This window comes from Planotetraspora sp. GP83 (assembly GCF_041262585.1).
Taxonomy (GTDB): Bacteria; Actinomycetota; Actinomycetes; order Streptosporangiales; family Streptosporangiaceae; genus JAOEGB01.
This window is the reverse complement of sequence record NZ_JBGCBZ010000021.1, coordinates 44455-63679: the sequence shown is the minus strand read 5'-3', so window position 1 is coordinate 63679 and position 19225 is coordinate 44455. Positions and strand designations below refer to the sequence as shown.

Below are 19225 nucleotides of genomic sequence, written 5' to 3'. Positions count from 1 at the left end.
CTCAGGCATATCGTGATCCTTCGAACGTTCCAGCGCGGCGATCCTGGAGGAACCGTTCGATCTGAACGACCACCGCGTCTGTGTCGGTCATAACGTGGGCATTGGTGAAGCGCAGCACGGCGAAGCCGTCTAACTGGAGTTGCACGTCCCGTCGCCGATCGGCTTCGAAATTGCCGTGCACGCGATGCTCGGGGCCGTCGATCTCGACGACGCACCGCTCGTCCCGCCAGAGCAGGTCGACCCGGATGGGGTTGGCGAGCGGGCCGGACTGGTGGGTCTGGTTCCACGCCCGGCCATGGGCCCATTCGCGGGACGCCAAAGCCGCCTCCAGCGCCTTCTCGGCGCTGCTCGCCGGATGCGGCATGCCGGCCACCGCGGGGAACCTGATGGCCCGCGCGGCCGTCCGCGGAACGTCGAGGGGGACCGGCGCCGTCCCGGCGGCCGGCCGTACTGTGATCGCCTCGACGCGATCGACGGCGAACAGCGGGGCGCCGGTGAGCCAGACGCCCAGCTCACCCCGGTACGCCAGCCATTCGCAGCCCGAGACGAGCGCCTCCTCCTCCGCCGCGGTGAGCCCCGGAGGCACGTGGACGAGGAGCGACGCGCGCCGGCGCCGGAAGCCTGCGGCGAGCACGCGGGCCAGGCCGGCGGCGCGCACCTCCGGAGCGAACCTGGTGGGACGGCGGGCCGCACCGGCAAGGGACGTCTCGGCGAGCTGAGCCAGGAATGGGCCGAAGTGGCGGCTGCCGGACGCCAGCCGGAGCGCGAGGGCGCGGACGGCGCTCACTCCCGCTCCTCCGGCCGTGATGTCTTCCGCGCCCGGCAGCCATGCCGGATAAAGCCCGGCGGCGGCCGTTTCGAGCTGGGACAGCACCTCCGCGACCAGTGTCGCCGCCGAGGGCGCCGGCTCGGCGAAATAGGTCACTATGGCGGGAGCGTCTTCGGGAAGCGGATCAATGGACAGCGTGAGGGCGTCCGGGTCCGGGGCGTCGAGACGCACCACCCGGCCCACCGGCAGTTCTGCCCACCACCGCGCCAAGCCGCTTTCCTTTGATCGGCGGATAACTTCGACCTCGAAAGTTATCCGCGGTGACCGCGGTGATGCATGGGTTTTGCCGAATGCCCAGAAATTTCTTGATATCGCACTAAACGCCGAGGCCGTAGATCCTCAGGAGGGGCGAATTCCGGTAGTTCCCGTGGTTCCCGGGCTTCCGGCGGTTCCGGCGGTTCCGGTGGTCCGGAAGCGGGCGCGGTAGGCCGTGGGAGTCACCCGAAGCTCCCGGGCGAAGGCGCGGTGCGGCGTCTCCGTGGAGCCCAGCCCCGATTTCCGGGCGACGACGTAGAGAAGGTCGTCACCAGCGAAGCCCTCCAGTGGCCCGGTCACGTCGAGGAGTCGCACACCGTCATAAAGGCGACGACCACTTCGGACGTTTCCGGGACACCGGGCAGGCCTCTGTTCTCTCAGACGACCAGCAGGACCGAGATCGGCGTGTGCAGCGCGACCTCCCCGCTGACGCTCCCGCCGAGCAGCGCGCCGATCCTGCTGTGGTGCCGGGGGCCGAGGACCACGAGGTCACTGCCGGCCTCCCGCGCACGGTTCAGGATCACGTCGGGCACCTGGCCGCTCAACGCCTCCACGACCTCGCCCTTGGCCTGGACGCCCGCCTCGGTGAGGCGCGTCACGGCCCGGCCGACGACCGCCTGGGCGTCATCGTGCTCTTCAACCTTCACCACCGTGTCGTACACGACATGGGACTCCTCGGCGTGCAGGACGTCGACGGCCCCCCCGGTGAGCCGGGCAAGGGACTCGACCGTCTCCAGGACGCGATCGGACCGCGACGAGTTGTCGATCGCCACGAGAATGCGCTTGTACATGCCTTTTTCCTCTTCAGGTTGTGGATGTGGAAACCGGTCTCGTCCGGGGCTGCGCCTCGGCGGCAGTCAGCGGGCCGACCGACAGCCAAAGGCCCCGCGCGATGCCGCCCTCGCTGTCGGACAGCGGGCCGGACACCAGCGGCCCGATCGCCTGACCTACGGAGAAGGCGACGTGAGCAGGGCGATCCCGGCGGTCCACACACTCTGCGGCAGCATACGCCGCACGATCATCGTGGCCGCGGTGGGGCCCGCCATGAAGTCCGCGCCGAACACCGCGGCGGAGATCATCGCGGCCGCCGGACTCACAGCCCAGCCTCACCACGCATACCGGGATCATGCCGCACGAAAGATCCCCAGAGGCAGGCGGGCTGCCCCAGATCGCGTCACTCCTCGCCAGAGAACCGCTCCCACGCGGACTGGCGGGTGATCCCGAGAGCTTCCCCGATCCTGGCCCAGGTGACGCCGCGCCGGCGCAGTTCCTGCACCCACGAGCGCAGGTCAGCCTCGGCCTGGTCGATGTGCGCGGCGACGCGCGGAATGTGGCTCAGCATCTCCTCGTCAGTCAGCGACTCCCACACGGGCACGCGCGGTCCTGCGGGGCTGTTGAGGCTCCCGTCGATGATCGACGCGGACAGAGCCACGCACTCGTTGCAGATGTACACGCCAGGGCCGGCGACCAGCTTGTCGACCTCGGTGGCCGGCTTGCCGCAGAAGGAACACCGAGCGGGTTCGGCCAGGGTGTCAGCCAGTGTCACAGCGCACTCCTCAGATGTCAGGATGTCCCTGACAGCATAGGTCGTCAGGGAATCCATGACAACTCCTATGCGCCTTGCACCGCTCTGAAGCGCCTCGCCGACAACACCCCACCAGCAGGGCGATTGCCGTTACTGAGACACGCTCCTAGCGCGCTGGCCAAGCAAGGAAAGGAAGAAGGTGTGGGCCCCTTCCGCCCCGCCCTCGCCGCGTGATCATGCACATGCTCCCGCACGCACCGCCCTACCTGGCGCTTTGTGGAGCGTGATCATGCATGACGAGGGTGCGCCCGACGGGCGGACACCGCATGATCACAAACGGTGTCGGCACTGATCAGGCCGCGTACGGCGGAATCCATGCATGATCACGATCCGGCGAACCCCACGTCCCCGAGCTTCCCGGGAAACCGTCAGCACCCACCTCTACAAGATCTTCACGAAGCTCGGGATCACCTCGCGGGCGGCGCTCCGTGACGCGCTCGAAGGGCTTACTCCAGAGGAGGAGCAGGCGACGGAGCAGCCGGACGACATCAAGGAGGACTGAGCCTGATCCCTAGCGTCCCTGCCCATAAAATCCAGTCATGTGGCTTATGCCACATAAGTCGTCTTATGTCGGTATCGGCGCGGTGGCGCGCTTTACGGAGTTAGCGCAACCATGGTGAGTGCCTGGCACAACGGCCTTTCATGAGCCCCGATTGAGTGTCGCCGTTACTGGCCGCTGACCCGTCAGCAGATAGCGTCATTTGCGACAGCATGCCCCGATTCCGCTGAAGGCGCTCATATGGCATCGCAGCTCAACATCACTGTCCAGGATGGTCCTCCGGCCATGGTCGCGGTAGCCGGTGAACTCGACATCGCGACAGGCGGCCTCCTCAGGAGAGCATTCCGCGAAATCATCCGCGCGGGACGCGACACGGTCGTCGTGGACACCTCAGGCCTGCGGTTCTGTGACTCGACCGGGCTGGAGATCCTGCTTGAGGCCGACAGCGCCACCAAGAGAGCGGGCGGCGGGCTCCGGCTCGCCGGGGTTCACGGCACCCTCGACGTCATCCTCGACGCCACCCGATTGCGGCACGTCTTCGAGATTTACGAATCGCCCGCGGCGGCCTTGCTGACGGAAAACGCCCTAATGGAGGCCGCTCCCCCGCGTTAGGCCACGTCCCAGGAACACGCACCGGCGGAGGAGACCGACATCCGCGGGGACCGGCCAGCCGTACGCACTCCGATCCTCGCCGACTCCGGTCCGCGCCGCCCGATCGCGCGGGCGCGGGTGACATCGCGATTCCCGTTCACCCCATCGCGGGCGCGGGTGACATCGCACACCCCGTTGCCCCGCCGCACGCGTGGGCGACACCGCGCAGCCCGTTCGCCCGATCACGGGGGACCGGCCATCGCCGTACACGCGAAAGCCCCAGTAAAGCGGCCCTGTCCACCGCGCCTCGGGAAGGCGCCGCCGACGGCTCCCAGCTCGTGAGAGTCGACATCACATCATCCGCCTGAGTGCCGACAATTCCAAAAGTCTTGACAAAAGATTTTGTCGGTGACACCTTAGAAGCGTGGCCGAAGGCCATCGTGGTTCCGGCCGACGTCGTGGCCGGGCGCCTGACGTGCGGACACTCAGAGAAGGATCACCTAATGGGCCAGAGCACGAAGACGCAGCCGCCGCTCGCGGCACCCGGCAGCGGCGTCCCGGCTGCCGTGCGACGGTTGCGGCGGGAGTTCGACGGGCTGGTGCACCTGCCGGGCCAGGGAGACTACGACGAACTGCGGCAGTCGCTGAACCCGGCGGTCGATCCCCGCCCCGCGCTGGTCGCCGAGGCGGCCGGGCCGGCCGACGTGCGGGCCGCGCTGGTCACCGCCCGCGACTACGGCCTGCCGTTCGCGGTGCAGGCCACCGGGCACGGCACCCACGTCCCCTGCGACGGCGGGATCCTGCTGAAGACCACCCGGATGAGCACCGTGCTGATCGACCCCGACCGAAGGACCGCCCGGGTCGGGCCCGGCACCCTGTGGAGCGAGGTCATCGAGGCCGCCGCGCCGTTCGGGCTCGCGCCGCTGGCCGGGTCGTCCCCCGAGGTCGGCGTCACCGGCTACACCCTGGGCGGCGGCCTCGGCTGGCTGTCCCGCGCCCACGGGTTCGCCGCCGACAGCGTGCTGCGCGCCGAGGTGGTCACCGCCGAGGGCCACGTCATCACCGCCGGCCCCGACAGTCACCCTGACCTGTGGTGGGCGCTGCGCGGCGGCGGCGCCAACTTCGGCGTCGTCACCTCCCTGGAGTTCCGCCTCTACCCCGTCGCCCCGGTCTACGCCGGGGCCGCCTACTTCCCCACCGATCCCGGCCGCGCCGCGCACGCGCTGGCCGCCTACCGCGACTGGACCGCCACCGCACCCAGGGAGCTGAGCACCGCCCTGCTGCTGCGCCAGATGCCCGCCACCGCCGAGACCCCCGAGCCGGTGCGGGGCAGGCGGGTGCTGGTCCTGAAGGCCATGCACGCCGGCGACGCCGACCACGCGCGAAGCCTGCTCGCCCCGCTGTGGCGGGCCACCGGCCCCGCGCTGTGGGAGGACTTCGCTGTGACGAGGTTCGGACAGGCCTCCATGGGCGGCACCGCCGTCTGCCACCTAGACCTGCTGGAGGCCCTCCCCGACCCCGTGATCACCACCCTCGCCGAGGCCGGCGGGCACGCCGACGCCCCCGCCCAGACGATCGAGATCCGGCACTGGGGCGGCGCCATGGCCGAGCCCGGCCCCGACGCCGGCCCTATCGGCCACCGCTCCGCCCACCTGTCCGTCATCGTCAACACGGACGTCCCCGGCCTGCCCGAGGCGCTCCAGCCGTACGCCACCGGCGGGTCGTTCCTCAACTTCCTGACCGACCCCACCCGGACCCACACCGCCCACACCCCCGCCGACCACCGGCGGCTGCGCCAGATCAAACGCGCCTACGACCCCGCCAACTTCTTCCGCACCAACCTCAACATCGCCCCTGAGCCGAGCGCGGACCCCCGTACGCGAGGCGCGGCGATGGCGTGACCCTCCTGCCGTCCCGACAATTTGGCAGGTCTTGACGACAGATATTGTCGGTGAAAGGGTTGAAGACATGTTCGAAGTGGCGGTGATCGAGGACCCGGCTGCGGCCGAGGTCTCACTGGACCCGGTGCGGGCCCGGCTGCTGGCCGAGCTGGCCGAGCCGGCGTCGGCCACGATGCTGGCCGCTAAGGTCGGCCTGGCGCGGCAGAAGGTCAACTACCACCTCAAGACCCTAGAGCAGCACGGGCTCGTCGAGCTGGTGGAGGAGCGCCGCAAGGGCAACGTCACCGAGCGGGTGATGCGCGCCACGGCGGCGTCCTACGTGATCTCGCCGACCGCGCTCGCCGCCGTGGCCCCCGACCCCGACCGCTCCCCCGACCGGCTGTCGGCGCGCTGGCTGCTCGCCGTGGCCTCCCAGCTCGTCCGCGATGTAGGCGCCCTCATCACCGGCGCGTCCAAGGCCAAGAAGAGAGTCGCGACGTTCGCCCTGGACGGCGAGGTCCGCTTCGCCTCGGCCGCCGATCGCGCCGCCTTCGCCGAGGAACTGGCCAACGCGGTCGCCACGCTGGTCAGCAAATATCACGACGAGACCGCCGAAGGCGGGCGCGACCACCGCGTGATCGTCGCCATCCATCCGAGCGTCAAGGCCCGCACCGCCGAGGTCTCCGAAACCCCCGAGATCGGGACATCCGAGACGGACACCGCGACGACGGAGTCCTGAACCGCCCATCCGCCGCGCCGCACCACAGCGCCCGCTTCCGTACGGCATGCCCGGCGGTTCTCATGCCGCCGCTGATTTCCCGATGTGCGACACCGCACCTTCTAAGGAGATGTCATGAGGAAGATCGTCGCCGCGTTTTTCGTGTCACTCGACGGCGTCGTGGAGGCGCCGCAGGACTGGCACTTCCCCTACTTCAACGAGGAGCTGGGCGAGGCGGTCGGCTCGCAGGCCGCCGGGGCGGACACCATGCTGCTGGGGCGGCGGACCTATGAGGAGTTCGCCGCCTACTGGCCCCACCAGACCACCGCGGAGGACCCGCTCGCGGACCAGATGAACAACACGCCCAAGCTCGTCGTCTCCTCGACCCTGGACAAGCTCGACTGGCAGAACACGACCGTGATCCGCGACAACGTCGTCGAGGAGCTCACCAAGCTGAAGCAGCAGCCCGGGAAGAACATCTCGATCAGCGGCAGCGCCACCCTGGTCCGGTCCCTGCTGCGGGACAACCTGCTCGACGAGCTCCTGCTGCTGGTCCACCCGATCGTCGTGGGCAGTGGCCAGCGCCTCTTCCCCGACGGCACCGACCAGCAGCCCCTGAAGCTCGTCGACTCGAAGACCTTCAGCACCGGCGTCCTCTCCCTGACCTACGAGCCCGCCGCGTGAAACGGCTCTCCTGATTTCCGCTTTCAGATAGCGCCGTAAATACGGCGATCGGCACTACAAGCGCAGGGCAAGCGGAATCCAATTACTTGCCAAGAGGGGTGGTGGTCAATAGAGGCGGAAGGGAGCAAACAAATGACCACCAACGGAATCGGCGTCGTCGGCACGGGGATCTCCGGCCTGACCCTGGCACTCCGGCTGCAGCAGCTCGGCGTGGACGTGACCGTGTACGCCGAGAGCACAGCGGACCAGATGAGGCGGGGGCGGCTGCCCAACACGGTCGCCCGGATGAAGCGCACGCTCGCCCGCGAGCGTGCGCTGGGCAGCGAGCACTTCTCGATGGAAGGCAGCCTGGTCGGCACGGCGCGGATCTCCATCACGGGCGAGCCCCCACTGGAGTTCGGCGGCGCCCTGGACGACCCCTTCCACGGGCTGGACTTCCGCCTGCTGCTGCCGGCCCTGCTCGACGACTTCACCGCCCGCGGCGGGCGGCTCGTGGCGACGGAGCCGTCCCCGGGCGCGGCGGAGGTCGACGCGTGGTCGGCCCGCCACGAGCTGATGGTGGTGGCGGCCGGCCGGCGTTCCGTCGCCGAGCTCTTCCCCCGCGACGAGAGCCGGTCCCCTTACGACCGCCCGCAGCGGTCGCTCCTCGCCGGCCTCTACACCGGCATCGCCCATGACGGCTTCGGCTACAACGTCTCGCCGGGCGTATGTGAGATCTTCCAGATGCCGATGTGGACTCGGCACGGCCTGACCGCCGCGATGCTGGTCGAGGCGATCCCCGGCGGCCCGATGGAGGCAGTGACCCGGCTGTCCTACCAGGACGATCCGGAGACGTTCACCCGGACACTGGAGAAGCTGCTCGGGGAGCACGCGCCGCGGATCGCCGAGCGGATCGACTCCGGCTCGTTCGGCCCGCTCGGCCCGGACGACCTGCTGCAGGGCGCCGTCACGCCGGTGGTTCGCACGCCGGTCGCGCCGCTCTCCACGGGCCGGGTGGCCCTCGCCATCGGGGACGCGTGGATCACCAACGACCCGGTCACCGGCCAGGGCGCCAACCTCGGCTCGCACTGCGCCTGGGTGGCGGCGGAGGCCATCGCCGCCGGCGGGCCGTACGACGAGCGGTTCGCGTGGTCCGTGGCCGACACGATGTGGGAGGTCGCCGGGCCGGTGACCGAGTGGTCCAACGCGTTCCTCCAGCCGCCGGCCGAGCACCTTCTCCGGCTCTTCGTCGGGGCCGCGATGTCGCAGGACGTGGCCGGCCTCTTCATCAACCTGTTCAGCGACCCGGTGTCCGCCTGGGCGCTGTTCTCCGACCCCGCGAAGGTCGACGCCGTGCTGGCGGCCCACGGCCTCCAGGTCCCGCTGCCTGTGGCGTCGTAGCCGCCGGCCCCGCGGTCCAGCCGCTGACCCGCGGTCGCCCTTACTGACGACGACGGCGGAGATCCCTCCTGACGAGGGACCTCCGCCGCCCCGGCCGAGCCGGTGAGTGCCGTGCCTTACGGGATGGGGATCGACGCGGTGGGGATGTTGTAGCCCCTCACCCGCAGGTAGGGCGCCTGACCACCGAGATCACTCGTCTGGTAGGTCGCGGTGATCTTGGTGGATTCGCCCGGGAAGAGCGAGACGTAGTTGTCGGTGTAGTTGACCGGCAGGACCTCGTTGCCGCCGTTCCCGGCGGTCACCTCCGGCCGCAGGAAGAACGCGATGTTGGTCGCGCTCGTGTTGGTCAGCGTGACGGTGGCGGTCTCCTGGCCGCCGGCCACGGTCCGCGTGGCGGTCGCGGTCACGCCGGAGTTCGACGCCAGGCTGTTGAGCCCGGTGAGGTTGGCGTAGGTCTTGGGGGTCGTCCGGTACCAGTTGCTCTTGTTGCCGAGCGCGTCGGCCTGGGTCGAGTACCAGTACAGGTTGTTGCTGACCACCGCGCCCGCCGAGTCCTTGACCTGGAGACGGATGAAGTAGGTCGCCGAGAGGCCGGTGATCGCCGGAATGGTCAGGACCTGCGTGGACGCGTTGGCCGGCGCGGTGACGGCCACCTGGGTCGTGTACTTCTGGGTCAGGTCCGGGATGTTGTAGACCGTCGCGGTCGCCGTCAGGCCGCTGCGCGCCGCCAGCGTCGAGTTGACGACGAACACCTTCTTGGTGGCGTAGTCGTAGCTGATGTGCACGGGTTCGTTGGCCTTCTTGCTGCCGAAGTACCCGCCGCCCGGCTTGAAGTAGTAGTCGTACAGGTTCCAGTGGACGGACGGCCAGGCGCTGTTGAGCATCCAGAAGATGGTGCCGAAGGACTGGGTGTACTCGTGGGCGCTCCACGCCTCGAAGAACGACCTGGTGTTCTCGTAGTTCTGCACCTCCGACTTCTTCGAGTAGTCGGCCGCGCTCGTGGTCGTGCCGTACCGGCTGTTGAGGCCGGTCGTGAACGGCGTGGTGTTGTCGAAGACGCTGCCCGGGTTGCCCGAGTGGAAGTTCCACGCGGTCCCGATCGGCCACTGGTCGGCGGGGGCGAGGAACTTCTGCAGGCTCTCCAGCGGCGGCGGCGACTCGGTGCCCTCCTCGCCGGTGGTGCCGAACGCGCTGCCGGCCTTGGTGGTGTCCCACCACAGGACCGGCGGCTCCCACACGTACGGGCCGTCCATCTTCATGCCCGCGTTGGCGTTGGACCAGGTGGCGACGTTGTCGAGCGTCGGGTTCTGCCAGTGCAGCGCGGCGGCGGTGTTCTTGTAGGTCGTCAGGTGCGCCGCGGTGGGCGGCTGGTCGCTGCCGTACGTCCACAGGAACGTGGCGGCGTGAGCGCGGAACGCGCGCATCTGGCTGTCCAGGGAGGCGTTGGCCACCTGCGCCTGCTCGGCCGTCCACGTGCTGTCGTTCTCCCAGGCGCTGCAGCAGACGAAGCCAGGCATGATCATGATGCCTGCCTTGTCGGCCATGTCGTACAGCTCCTCGTTGCCGAGGGTGCCCTCGAAGCGGATCGTGTTGAGGCCCATGTCCTTGACGTACTGGACGTGCGCCGCGTTGGTCTTGGTGTCCCAGCGCTGGAGCATGTCCCACATGTAGCCGCCGCCGCGGAACAGGATGTTCTGGCCGTTGACCTTGTAGCCGGCGAACGAGGTGCCGTTGACGGTCTGCCGGTAGTCGGTGAACTGGCGGACGCCGAAGTTGATCGACTTGGTGTCCGAGGTTGCCCCGGCGGCCGTCGCGGTCAGCGCCAGTTGGTAGAGCTCCGGGCTGCCGAACTGGTAGGGCCACCACAGGGCGGGGTTGGTGACGTGGAGCTGCGGGAACGCCGCCGGAGTGAAGGCGATCTCACGCCGCTCGTTCGCGTTCAGTGTGACGTCCTGGCTGAACGAGATCGTCGGATAGCCCGGCTTGGTGATCGTGCCGCTGATCGTCGTCGTGACCGGCGCGTTCGTCGCGTTGATCGCGTCGGCGTAGACGGTCAGGTCGGCCGAGTTCGTCGCGGGCAGCGGCAGGACCGTCTTGACGTACGGGTCCCGCAGCGCGACGGGGCCGGTCGTGTCGAGCAGCGTCTTGCCCCACACGCCCGCGTTCATGTCGGGGGCCTCGGGGTTCCAGTCCACGGTGCAGAAGGACAGGTCCTTGCAGGCGTGGGCGGGCGGCGTCACCAGGATCGCGAGCGCGTTGGCCGCTCCCGGCTTGATCAGGTTGGTGACGTTGTACTCGTGGACCACCAGGCTTCCGACGGCGTTGGCGTCGATCTGCGTGCCGTTCAGCCAGATCTGCGCCCGGTAGCTGATCCCCTTGAAACGGAGCCAGTACACCTGTCCCGGGCTGAGCGCGGACGCGGTGAACTCGCCGCGGAACCACCAGTTCTGGCCGGTCAGGTCGGGCACGTTCTTGAGGTTCTGCCCGAAGAAGATGTTCTGGTACACGTTGTTGGCGGTCAGCCCGGCCAGCACCGTCGAGGGAAGCTTGACAGGGTTCCAGCCGGACGTGCCGTACCCGACCTGGGAGATGGCGGCGCCGGTGTCGGTGACTCCGGTGGCCGACTTCAGCGACCACCCGGTGGTCAGCTCCGTGGAGCTGACCGTGGCGGCCGTGGCGCCGCCTGTCTCGACGACTCCCACGGCGAGCACCATGAGGAGGACGGCCAGCACCCGGGACACGAGGACCCGGGTGCGGCTTTTCACAAGGGACATTGGAGATGGACTCCTTCTTGCCGGTGCCGGCCCGCCGATGGGTGACGCGAGCCGGCATATGGGGGGACCCGGTGGGGATGGACGGCGCTACGAGCCCGCCGGCCAGGTCACTTGGGTGGAGTGGTAGTAGTTCAGGCCCATGACGTGCCAGCGCGGGCCCTGGGCGCCCAGCCGGGTCTTGAACGCCGTCCAGTCGTGCGTGGCGTATGGCGACCAGCCGAGCTCGGCGATCGCGGGCAGCCGGGGGAAGGCCATGTACTCGACGTCGGCCAGGCTCGTGATGGTCTCGGTCCACAGGGGCGCCTCGACGCCGAGCACCGACGACTCCCCCACCCCGCTCAGGTACGCCCCGGGGTCCCAGCCGTAGGCCGTCTTGACGTCGATGACGCCGGCCCAGTTCTGGCCGAGGGTGGTGCGGGAGTTGTACTTCATGTCGAGGTAGGCCCGGTTGGCGGGCGACATGAGGACCTTCGTACCGCGCTGGGCGGCGGCCGACACGGCCGAGTTACGCGTCGTCGTGCCCCAGAACTGCGCCACCGTGGACGGGAGCGGCGTGGCGTTGACGACGTCGTGCCAGCCGACGACGGTCTTGCCGTGCGCCGCGACGATCTGCTGCACGCGGTTGATGAACGCGGCGTAGTCGGCCGGCTGAGTGCTCTGGGCCTCGTCGCCGCCGATGTGCAGGTACGGCCCGGGCGTCAGCGCGGCCAGCTCACCGACGACCTGGTCGATGAAGGTGTAGGTGAGCTCCTTCGAGGTGCACAGCGAGCTGAACCCGACATCCGTCCCGGTGTAGAGCGGCGGCGCCACACCGTCGCAGTTCAGCTCGGCGTAGGAGGCGAGGGCGGCGTTGGTGTGCCCCGGCATGTCGATCTCGGGGACGATCGTGATGTAGCGGGAGGCGGCGTAGGCCACGATCTGCCGGTAGTCGTCCTGCGTGTAGTAGCCGCCCGGCCCGCCGCCGACGGCCGTGCTCCCGCCGTACACCGCGAGGTTCGGCCGGCTGTTGACGGCGATGCGCCATCCCTGGTCGTCGGACAGGTGCAGGTGCAGGTAATTGACCTTGTAGAGCGCGATCTCGTCGATGTAGCGCTTGACCGTCGCCACCGGGAAGAAGTGCCGGGCGACGTCGAGCATCGCGCCCCGGTAGCCGAACCGGGGCGAGTCGACGACGCGCCCGCCGGCGACGGGCCACGGCCCGGGCTGGACGGTCGTGCTCTCGGCGGCCGGGGGCAGCAGCTGGCGCAGCGTCTGCACCCCGGCGAACAGGCCCGCCGGCTGGTTGGCGCGCACCACGACCGACGTCGCGGTCACGTCCAGCTGGTAGCCCTGGTCACCCACACTGCTCGGCGCGCCCGACAGCAGCAGCGAGATCCCGGCGGCCGGTGCGGAGCCGGTCGCGGCGGTGACCGGAAGCGGATAGCCGGTGGAGCCGCGCAGGATCGCGGCCAGGTAGCCGCCGATCGCCGCCGCCGCAGTCGAGGAGGAGTCGGTGTAGATGGTGGTCGTGGCGCCGATGCCGTACGTGACGCCCGCCGCCGGGGTCGAACTGGCGACCGCGGGAACGACCGAGCTGAACGGCACCGGCGTGACGGCGGCCTGTGCGGCGTTGCCGCCCCCGGCCGTCCACATCGCGGAAGTGGCTAGAGCGAGAACCAGGGCAACACGTGCGTACCGTCTGCCGCCGATCTTCAATTACTCCTCCGGGGGTCGCCCCATGCCACACGGAACACGCCCGCGAGCACGAGTTGTGCCATCCCCCGTCGTCCTCTTAAGGCCACCATAAGTTTCCGGCCCCTGATAGTAAAGGACCTTTTTTAACGCTGCGCGCGGCCCGCCGCTCCGTATAGCAGGGAGGCACTGCCCACCCTGTGCCGCGCGACCCCGAGCGGCGCGCACGCACATGGTTGACGTCCGCGACTACACGACTGCCATGGGTAGCGCGCGGTCGAGTACGAACCGCGAAGTGAGGCCGGGCTTCCCGCCGGATGACGGTTATACAGGCTCAGCGAAGAGCGGCGATGAGCCGGGCAGGTCATACCGGGCGGAGCGACCGCCGGCGGCCGGTTTCAGGAGCTCAGCGGGCCAGCAGGACCAGGGCCAAGCTGATCAGGGCGGGCACGGTCTGGACGAAAAGGATCTTCCTGCTGGCCGTGGCGGCGCCGTACAGACCGGCCACCGCGACGCAGGCCAGGAAGAAGACCTTGAACTGGAATCCGGCCGGGTCGGGGGCGATCAGCCCCCAGATCAGGCCGGCGGCGAGGAACCCGTTGTAAAGGCCCTGGTTAGCGGCGAGAGCCCGGCTCTTCTCGGCGAAGTCGGCGTCCGTGCCGAATGCCTTTCTCGCCCGTGGCGTGGTCCAGAGGAACATCTCCAGCACGAGGATGTAGACGTGCAGGAGCGCCACCGCCGCCACCGTCAGATCCGCCAGCAGCTTCACACGCACTCCTCACGAAGATCTCCCGCTTGCCCGGAGCATTCAAGCACAAAGGCCCCACTTCCGGCGGTACGGCCAGCGCACCTCCATTTCAGCCACAAAGCCCTGCGCTACTCAACGTGATGATCCATGCTCGCAATGTGGTTGTCCACACTCGGGACATGGACAAGGGCGCCGGAGCTTCAGAGGTCGACGAGACCCGGGTCGGCTACGAGCTCATCCGGCAGCGCTTCCCTTGGGTGGGTTGCTTCGAGAGCGGCGAAGACCATCGCCCTCGCTGCTGTCGCGACATCGTGGCCGAGGCGCGAAAGGATCGGGAGACAGTAGAGGCTATCGACGCCGTCCGCCGAAGCGCTTGAGCCTGTAACGGGATACGGCCTTCAGGTGAGGTTGATCCAGACGGCGACGGCGGGGGTGTCTCCGGGGTTGGAGATCCTGTGGGGGGTCGTCGACGGGAACGTGATCGAGTCTCCGGGGCCCAGCTCATGGGTCTCCGCTCCCACGTCGACGACGAGCGTGCCGCTGATGACGTTGCCGATCTCGCGGCCGCCATGGCAGACGTACTCGGAGTGCTGGCTGGAGCCGGAGCCCGGCGGGTAGATCGACTCGAAGATGTTCATCCCCGGCACGGCGACCGGCGTCAGCCTGCGGTAGCGCACGCCGTGGCCCAGGAGGAGCGTGGTCGCCTCGTCGCCCCGGACGACCATGATCTCGTCGCTCTTCCCCTCGCCGCCGAGGGAGTCGAGAGGGCCGGCAGGGGGCTCGGGCGTCTCCCCCTCCCCGAAGACGGCGGCCATCGGGATGTCGAGCACCGACATGATCTGGTAGAGCCGGGTCACGGAGGGGCGCATCCGGCCCCGCTCTATCTGGGACAGCGCGCTGGGGCTGATCCCCAGCAGGTCCGCGACGCGGCGGAGTGAGAGCCCCCGCCCCACCCGCAGCTCGCGAATGCGAGCCCCCAGCTCCTGATCGTCGATCCGCGGACCGGCCATGACCTGGATCCTATGCCGCGGCGCGTGACACGCAGACGTTACGTGAAGTACATACTTAACGCGATGTTCAGTCCTAGCTTCACAGTGCCCCCCATCCTCAGGCTCGTCCCCGGCGGCGCCATCTACTACGCCCGCAGCGCGAAGGTCCACGAAGACGCGCCGGCCGTCGAAGTGATCGCCGCCCGCCCGCCAGCCTCGAAACCGTCTGAGAGAAAGCGAGAGCCGTGCGAATCCTGGTGGTCAACCCCAACCGCGTCGGCGCCTGCACGGAGCTGATCCGGCAGGCCGCCCAGGCGGTCGCCTCTTCCGGTACGGAGATCGTCGCCGCCCAGCCCGCCAGCGGCCCGGTCGAGCTCACCGGCCAGCGGGAGGTGCTGCTGAGCGCCGTGGGCGTGCTCGACTGCGTCGCCCGGCTCGGCGGCGAGGCCGACGCGGTGGTGCTGGCCGGATTCGGAGAGCCCGGCCGGGAGGCCGCCCAGGAGATCATCGGGGCGCCCGTGCTCGACATCACCGAATGCGGCCCGGCGCTCGCCGGGCTGCTCGGCCGCACCTACACGGTGGTGACCTCCACCGAGCGCGCGGTCCCGGTCGTGGCGGACCGGTTTCGCACGCTCGGCCTGGACGGCCGCTGCGCGGAGATCCTGCCGACCGGGCTCGGCGTTCCCGACCTGGTCAAGGACCGCGACGCCGCGGTCGAGACGATCGCCGGCACGGCCCGGCGGGCCTCAGGCGAGGTCGTCGTGCTCGGCTGCGGCGGCATGGCGGGGCTCGCCGGCCAAGTCGCCCGCGCCACCGGCAGGCCGGTCGTCGACGGCCTCACGGCGGCGATCACGTGCGCGGAGTCCCTCGTCCGTCTCGGCGTCCGGCCGTTCGGAGCGGCCTGAGACGTGCTGAGATGTCACGCGGCCGGCGACATCCGGAGACACCTGAGCCGCCAGGCGATCCCTCAGAGACCCGTCAGCGCCCGTACGGCGGCCCGGGGTGGCCCTTGCGGTAACTCTCGCACAGCTCGGCAGGTTGTCGGTGTAGAGCTCGGTGTATCTCTCCGGCGTGAGCCACACGGCCATCCCCCTGGCGCTCACCGGGGGCCTCGGCCGGGACGGCGAGGTGCTCGCCCTGCTGGCCGAGCTGGACGGCCTGGCGAAGCGTCTGTCCTCGGACGATCGTCTCCATATCCGGGCGTTGAGCGCTCAGCACGGCTGCGATCTGTCGTTCCTGCCCCGTTGAGCCCCGGCTTTGGCCAGTGGTAGCCGGAGAACGAACCGGCCGCCGCGATCGGAGTCCTCGATCCGCAGCGTCCCGCCATGGGCCTGGGCGATGTCGCGGGAGATGGCGAGCCCCAGTCCGCTGCCGCCGGGATCGCGCCGGCGTCCGTCGGCGAGGCGGGTGAAGCGTTCGAAGACGCACTCCCGGTCCTCCGGCGCGATGCCGGATCCGTCGTCGACCACGGCGACGACGGCCTGGCCGTCCCTGCTCTCGACCGTGACCTCGACGGCCCCGGTCGCGTGCCGCTGCGCGTTGGTCAGCAGGTTGTCGAGGACCCGGATGAGCTGGATCCGGCAGCCGCGGACCCTGACGTCCGGGCCGGCGTCGACGCGCACGGGCACGCCGGTCACCCGGGCCGCCGCCTCCCGCGTGACCAGTGCGCCGAGGTCGATCACCTCGGGCGGCACGGAGTCGCCGGAGCGGAGACGGGCCGTCAGGAGGAGATCGCTGATGATCGCTTCGAGCCGGTCGGTGATCGACAACGCGGCCTCGATGGTCTCGTGCGGATCGACGTGGTTTCGGTAGAGGAGCGCCTCCTCCAGCCGCGCGCGGAGACCGCTGATCGGGGTCCTGAGCTCGTGAGAGGTGGTGGAGGCGAACTGCCGCTGCTGCTCCACGGCCCCCTCCAACCGGGCCAGGGTCTCGTTGGCGGTGCGGGCGAGCTGCGCGACCTCGTCGCGGCCCGACGGCTCGGGCACCCGCAGGCTCAGGTCGCTCACCGTGATCTCGGACATCTTCGCGCGGATCGCCGCCACCGGCCGCAGCGTCCGGCCCGCGACCCACCAGCTCATCACGGCGAGTACGGCGACGGCCAGCAGGCCGCCCGTGGCGGTGTAGATCTCCAGGCGGTCCGTGGCGAGGATGATCGGCTCGACCATGCCGGCATAGACGGTGTGGGGCTCGCCGGCCCACAGCCGGCCGGCCTCCTGCGGGCAGACCCGGATGGCGCTGAGCATGACGCACTCCCCTCCCCGCAGGCATTCGGTCCGGTGCTGGATCCGGTCGCCGGCCGGTGGGCGGACCGTGCTGATCGGCGGCATGCCGGCCAGTGACTCGCTGGAGTGGACGACGCGGCCGTGGGAGTCCACCACCTGGAAGAGGGTGACGCGGCTGATGGGGGCCTTCGGCACCGCGTAGCCGGACCTCATCGCCGCGAACCACTCGGTGCCGGCCCGCTGGGTCTCGGCGTACATGTCGGACCGGATGGTGGTCCGCACCGCGTAGTCGAGGATCACGCCGACCCCCACAAAAACGATCATGGACAGTGCCGACGCGGCCATCGTGAAACGCGCCTGGATCGAGCACAGGCGTAGAAAAGACGCCACCTGTCTCCTTCCAGGACATATCCCGCCGGCGGGCCGGCCCTACCTCTCCGGCAAACCGCCGTGGCCACAAACCATATTTAGGGTCGCCCATTACAGACAGAAGATGAGAGGCAAATCCCAGTTATTCGACCTAAAAGAGAGCAGTGCGTGACGGGTGGAAGAACAGGGCTTTCCCTCCGGTTTGCCCGCGCCCCGCCGGCGACCGCGCCTGGCGGGCCGTTCCCCACGATCCCTAGCGGAAGAGCCTGGAAGGTCACACCCCCAAGGTGTTTACTGTTCCTCCCCACTTGGTGCATCCTGGTGGACACACTGCCGGAAGGGTGAGGTTATGGCGGGTATCGACATGCGGGGCGCGTACAGTCGCCGGGGGCTGCTGAAGGCGGCCGTCACAGGCGTGGGCGCCCTGTCCGCCTCCGCGCTGCTTGAGGCGTGCGGCGTGTCGCCGTCCACGTCACAGTCGTCACAGTCGTCACAGTCACAGCAGTCCGCCCGGCCGGCCGGGAACGCCGCCATCGGCCATGACACGGGCGGGGACCTCGAGGTCCTGCGCGTCTCGCTGCCGGGATCGCTCTCGAACCTCTATCCCGGCCAGGAGTCGGGGATCCTGAACTACTACGTCGCGGGCATCTGCATGGAGGGCCTGGTCGGGGTCGACGCCTCCGGCAAGATCGTTCCCGCCCTGGCCTCGGGCTTCGAGCACCCGTCCCCCACGACCTACGTCTACACGATCCGCACCGACGCCGTCTTCCACGACGGCAGCCCGGTCACGGTCGAGGACATTCTGTACTCCATCGAGATGGCCAGGGACCCCAAGGTCTCCCCCAGCACCGCGTCCTACTGGGCGGGCCTCGGCAAGGCCGTCAAGTCCGGTCCCAACGAGATCACGCTTACGAGCAAGACCCCCAGCGAGGCGTTCGCCTGGCTGCCCGCCAACGTCAACGCGTTGTGGGTCGCGCCCAAGGCGGCCTGGCAGCGGGCGAAGGGGCAGATCGGCACGGCCACGTCGCTTCTGGTCGGCTCGGGGCCGTACAAGGTCACCGAGTTCGCGCCCGACTCCCACGTGGAGTTCACGCGGGTCGAGGGCCGGCCGGGCCCGCGGCCGAGGATCGCCACGATCCGGTTCGACTTCATCGCCGACGACAACACCCGCCTGCTGGCCTGGAAGGCCAACAAGACCGACATGTCGTTGAACGTCCCCCTCGCGCAGGCGCGGCAGTGGGAGTCGGCGGCCCACACCCGGGTGGTCTACGCGGCGGACCGGTCGTACGCCGGGCTGACGTTCAACGTGTCGGCCAAGCCGTTCGACGACGTCCACGTCCGCCGGGCCGTCGCGCACGCGGTGAACCGCGACGCCATCGTGTCGAAGATCCTGCGCGGACGCGCCCAGGTCGCCACCGCGCTGTCCACGCCGGAGCAGTTCGGCGGCCTGTGGACGCCCGAGCAGGCCGGCAGGGAGCTGGCCGCCGTGCCGCAGTACGCCTACAGCCTGGAGCAGGCGAAGCAGGAGCTGGCCCGGTCCTCGGTGCCGGGCGGCTTCACCGCCACCCTGTCGTACCCGAGCACCGGGCCGCACCTGGGCACGGCGGCGCTGGCGTTCGCCGCCGACCTGAAGAAGATCGGGATCACGCTCGACGTCAAGGAACTGCCCATCGAGCAGTGGCTCGCGGAGCTGAACTCCGGCCCCGCGTTGAGCTACATGTGGTATTTCAACACGACCGGCGACCCGGGCGAGCTGGCGAGCTGGTTCCTCGGCGAGGGCAACCCGGCGAAGTACGCCAACGGCGCGGTCGCGGCGACGATGGCCAAGGCCGCCGCGGAGCGCGACCAGGCCAGGCGCGCCGCGCTGCTCATCGAGGCGCAGACCGCGCAGGCCGCGGACCTGGCGTACCTGCCGCTGTGGTGGGGTCAGTCGGCCACCGCGTTCACCGACGCCATCGGGATCAGTGACTACAGCTCCTACACCCTGCTGGCCGACTGGCCCGGACATCTCTACCCGGCGAAGTGAGCACC

Annotated in this window: 19 protein-coding genes; 9 read left to right on the top strand and 10 right to left on the bottom strand. The window is 69.5% G+C overall.

The features are described 5' to 3' along the window. Window position 1 precedes the first annotated feature (1 nt). The 5 genes from ABH927_RS26325 to ABH927_RS26305 form a co-directional block, all read right to left on the bottom strand. Complete coding sequence (locus ABH927_RS26325; protein WP_370025801.1) at window positions 2-1039, bottom strand: endonuclease domain-containing protein; 1038 nt, start codon at window positions 1037-1039, stop codon at window positions 2-4. A gap of 129 nt (window positions 1040-1168) precedes the next feature. Then, entirely contained in the window at window positions 1169-1399 is a 231-nt protein-coding gene (locus ABH927_RS26320) for a hypothetical protein (RefSeq protein ID WP_370025799.1), read from the bottom strand. Window positions 1400-1461: 62 nt separating this feature from the next. After that, window positions 1462-1875 (bottom strand): universal stress protein, encoded by a 414-nt coding sequence (locus tag ABH927_RS26315; RefSeq protein ID WP_370025797.1) that lies wholly within the window; start codon window positions 1873-1875, stop codon window positions 1462-1464. 156 nt (window positions 1876-2031) lie between these two features. Beyond that, entirely contained in the window at window positions 2032-2181 is a 150-nt protein-coding gene (locus ABH927_RS26310; protein ID WP_370025796.1) for a hypothetical protein, read from the bottom strand. A gap of 77 nt (window positions 2182-2258) precedes the next feature. Next, the gene (locus ABH927_RS26305; RefSeq protein WP_370025794.1) at window positions 2259-2630 is read right to left on the bottom strand and encodes a ClpX C4-type zinc finger protein; all 372 of its coding nucleotides are present in this window, start codon (window positions 2628-2630) and stop codon (window positions 2259-2261) included. Between the two features lie 358 nt (window positions 2631-2988). On the opposite strand from ABH927_RS26305, the gene ABH927_RS26300 reads away from it, so the two are divergent. The 6 genes from ABH927_RS26300 (at window position 2989) to ABH927_RS26275 (ending at window position 8421) form a co-directional block, all read left to right on the top strand. Then, window positions 2989-3171, top strand: a complete 183-nt coding sequence (locus ABH927_RS26300; RefSeq protein WP_370025792.1) for a hypothetical protein — start codon at window positions 2989-2991, stop codon at window positions 3169-3171. A gap of 237 nt (window positions 3172-3408) precedes the next feature. Continuing rightward, on the top strand, window positions 3409-3780 hold the full coding sequence (locus ABH927_RS26295) for an STAS domain-containing protein (protein ID WP_370025790.1): 372 nt from the start codon (window positions 3409-3411) through the stop codon (window positions 3778-3780). 482 nt (window positions 3781-4262) lie between these two features. Then, window positions 4263-5660 (top strand): FAD-binding oxidoreductase, encoded by a 1398-nt coding sequence (locus tag ABH927_RS26290; RefSeq protein WP_370025788.1) that lies wholly within the window; start codon window positions 4263-4265, stop codon window positions 5658-5660. 67 nt (window positions 5661-5727) lie between these two features. After that, window positions 5728-6378: an ArsR/SmtB family transcription factor gene (locus tag ABH927_RS26285; RefSeq protein WP_370025786.1), complete on the top strand. Its 651-nt coding sequence runs from the start codon at window positions 5728-5730 to the stop codon at window positions 6376-6378. A 114-nt stretch (window positions 6379-6492) separates the two neighbouring features. After that, on the top strand, window positions 6493-7041 hold the full coding sequence (locus ABH927_RS26280; protein WP_370025784.1) for a dihydrofolate reductase family protein: 549 nt from the start codon (window positions 6493-6495) through the stop codon (window positions 7039-7041). A gap of 132 nt (window positions 7042-7173) precedes the next feature. After that, on the top strand, window positions 7174-8421 hold the full coding sequence (locus ABH927_RS26275) for a styrene monooxygenase/indole monooxygenase family protein (protein ID WP_370025781.1): 1248 nt from the start codon (window positions 7174-7176) through the stop codon (window positions 8419-8421). 116 nt (window positions 8422-8537) lie between these two features. On the opposite strand, the gene ABH927_RS26270 is transcribed toward ABH927_RS26275, so the two are convergent. The 4 genes from ABH927_RS26270 to ABH927_RS26255 all read right to left on the bottom strand — a co-directional run bounded on the left by ABH927_RS26270 (window position 8538) and on the right by ABH927_RS26255 (window position 14624). After that, window positions 8538-11195, bottom strand: a complete 2658-nt coding sequence (locus tag ABH927_RS26270) for a glycosyl hydrolase 2 galactose-binding domain-containing protein (RefSeq protein ID WP_370025779.1) — start codon at window positions 11193-11195, stop codon at window positions 8538-8540. Window positions 11196-11282: 87 nt separating this feature from the next. After that, entirely contained in the window at window positions 11283-12827 is a 1545-nt protein-coding gene (locus ABH927_RS26265) for a beta-N-acetylhexosaminidase (protein ID WP_370025777.1), read from the bottom strand. Between the two features lie 445 nt (window positions 12828-13272). Continuing rightward, on the bottom strand, window positions 13273-13635 hold the full coding sequence (locus tag ABH927_RS26260; RefSeq protein WP_370025776.1) for a DUF1304 domain-containing protein: 363 nt from the start codon (window positions 13633-13635) through the stop codon (window positions 13273-13275). 377 nt (window positions 13636-14012) lie between these two features. Then, window positions 14013-14624 (bottom strand): cupin domain-containing protein, encoded by a 612-nt coding sequence (locus ABH927_RS26255; RefSeq protein ID WP_370025775.1) that lies wholly within the window; start codon window positions 14622-14624, stop codon window positions 14013-14015. 224 nt (window positions 14625-14848) lie between these two features. On the opposite strand from ABH927_RS26255, the gene ABH927_RS26250 reads away from it, so the two are divergent. Next, window positions 14849-15508, top strand: a complete 660-nt coding sequence (locus ABH927_RS26250) for an aspartate/glutamate racemase family protein (RefSeq protein ID WP_370025773.1) — start codon at window positions 14849-14851, stop codon at window positions 15506-15508. 166 nt (window positions 15509-15674) lie between these two features. Beyond that, the gene (locus tag ABH927_RS26245) at window positions 15675-15851 is read left to right on the top strand and encodes a hypothetical protein (protein ID WP_370025772.1); all 177 of its coding nucleotides are present in this window, start codon (window positions 15675-15677) and stop codon (window positions 15849-15851) included. Here the strand turns inward: ABH927_RS26245 and ABH927_RS26240 are convergent. Next, window positions 15815-17215 (bottom strand): sensor histidine kinase, encoded by a 1401-nt coding sequence (locus tag ABH927_RS26240; protein ID WP_370025770.1) that lies wholly within the window; start codon window positions 17213-17215, stop codon window positions 15815-15817. The two genes, ABH927_RS26245 and ABH927_RS26240, sit on opposite strands and share 37 nt — an antisense overlap. 328 nt (window positions 17216-17543) lie before the next feature. Here ABH927_RS26240 and ABH927_RS26235 point away from each other — a divergent pair, with 328 nt between their 5' ends. Then, window positions 17544-19220 carry an ABC transporter substrate-binding protein gene (locus ABH927_RS26235; RefSeq protein ID WP_370025768.1) on the top strand — a complete coding sequence of 559 codons (1677 nt, stop codon included), beginning with the start codon at window positions 17544-17546 and terminating at the stop codon, window positions 19218-19220. Window positions 19221-19225: the final 5 nt, after the last annotated feature.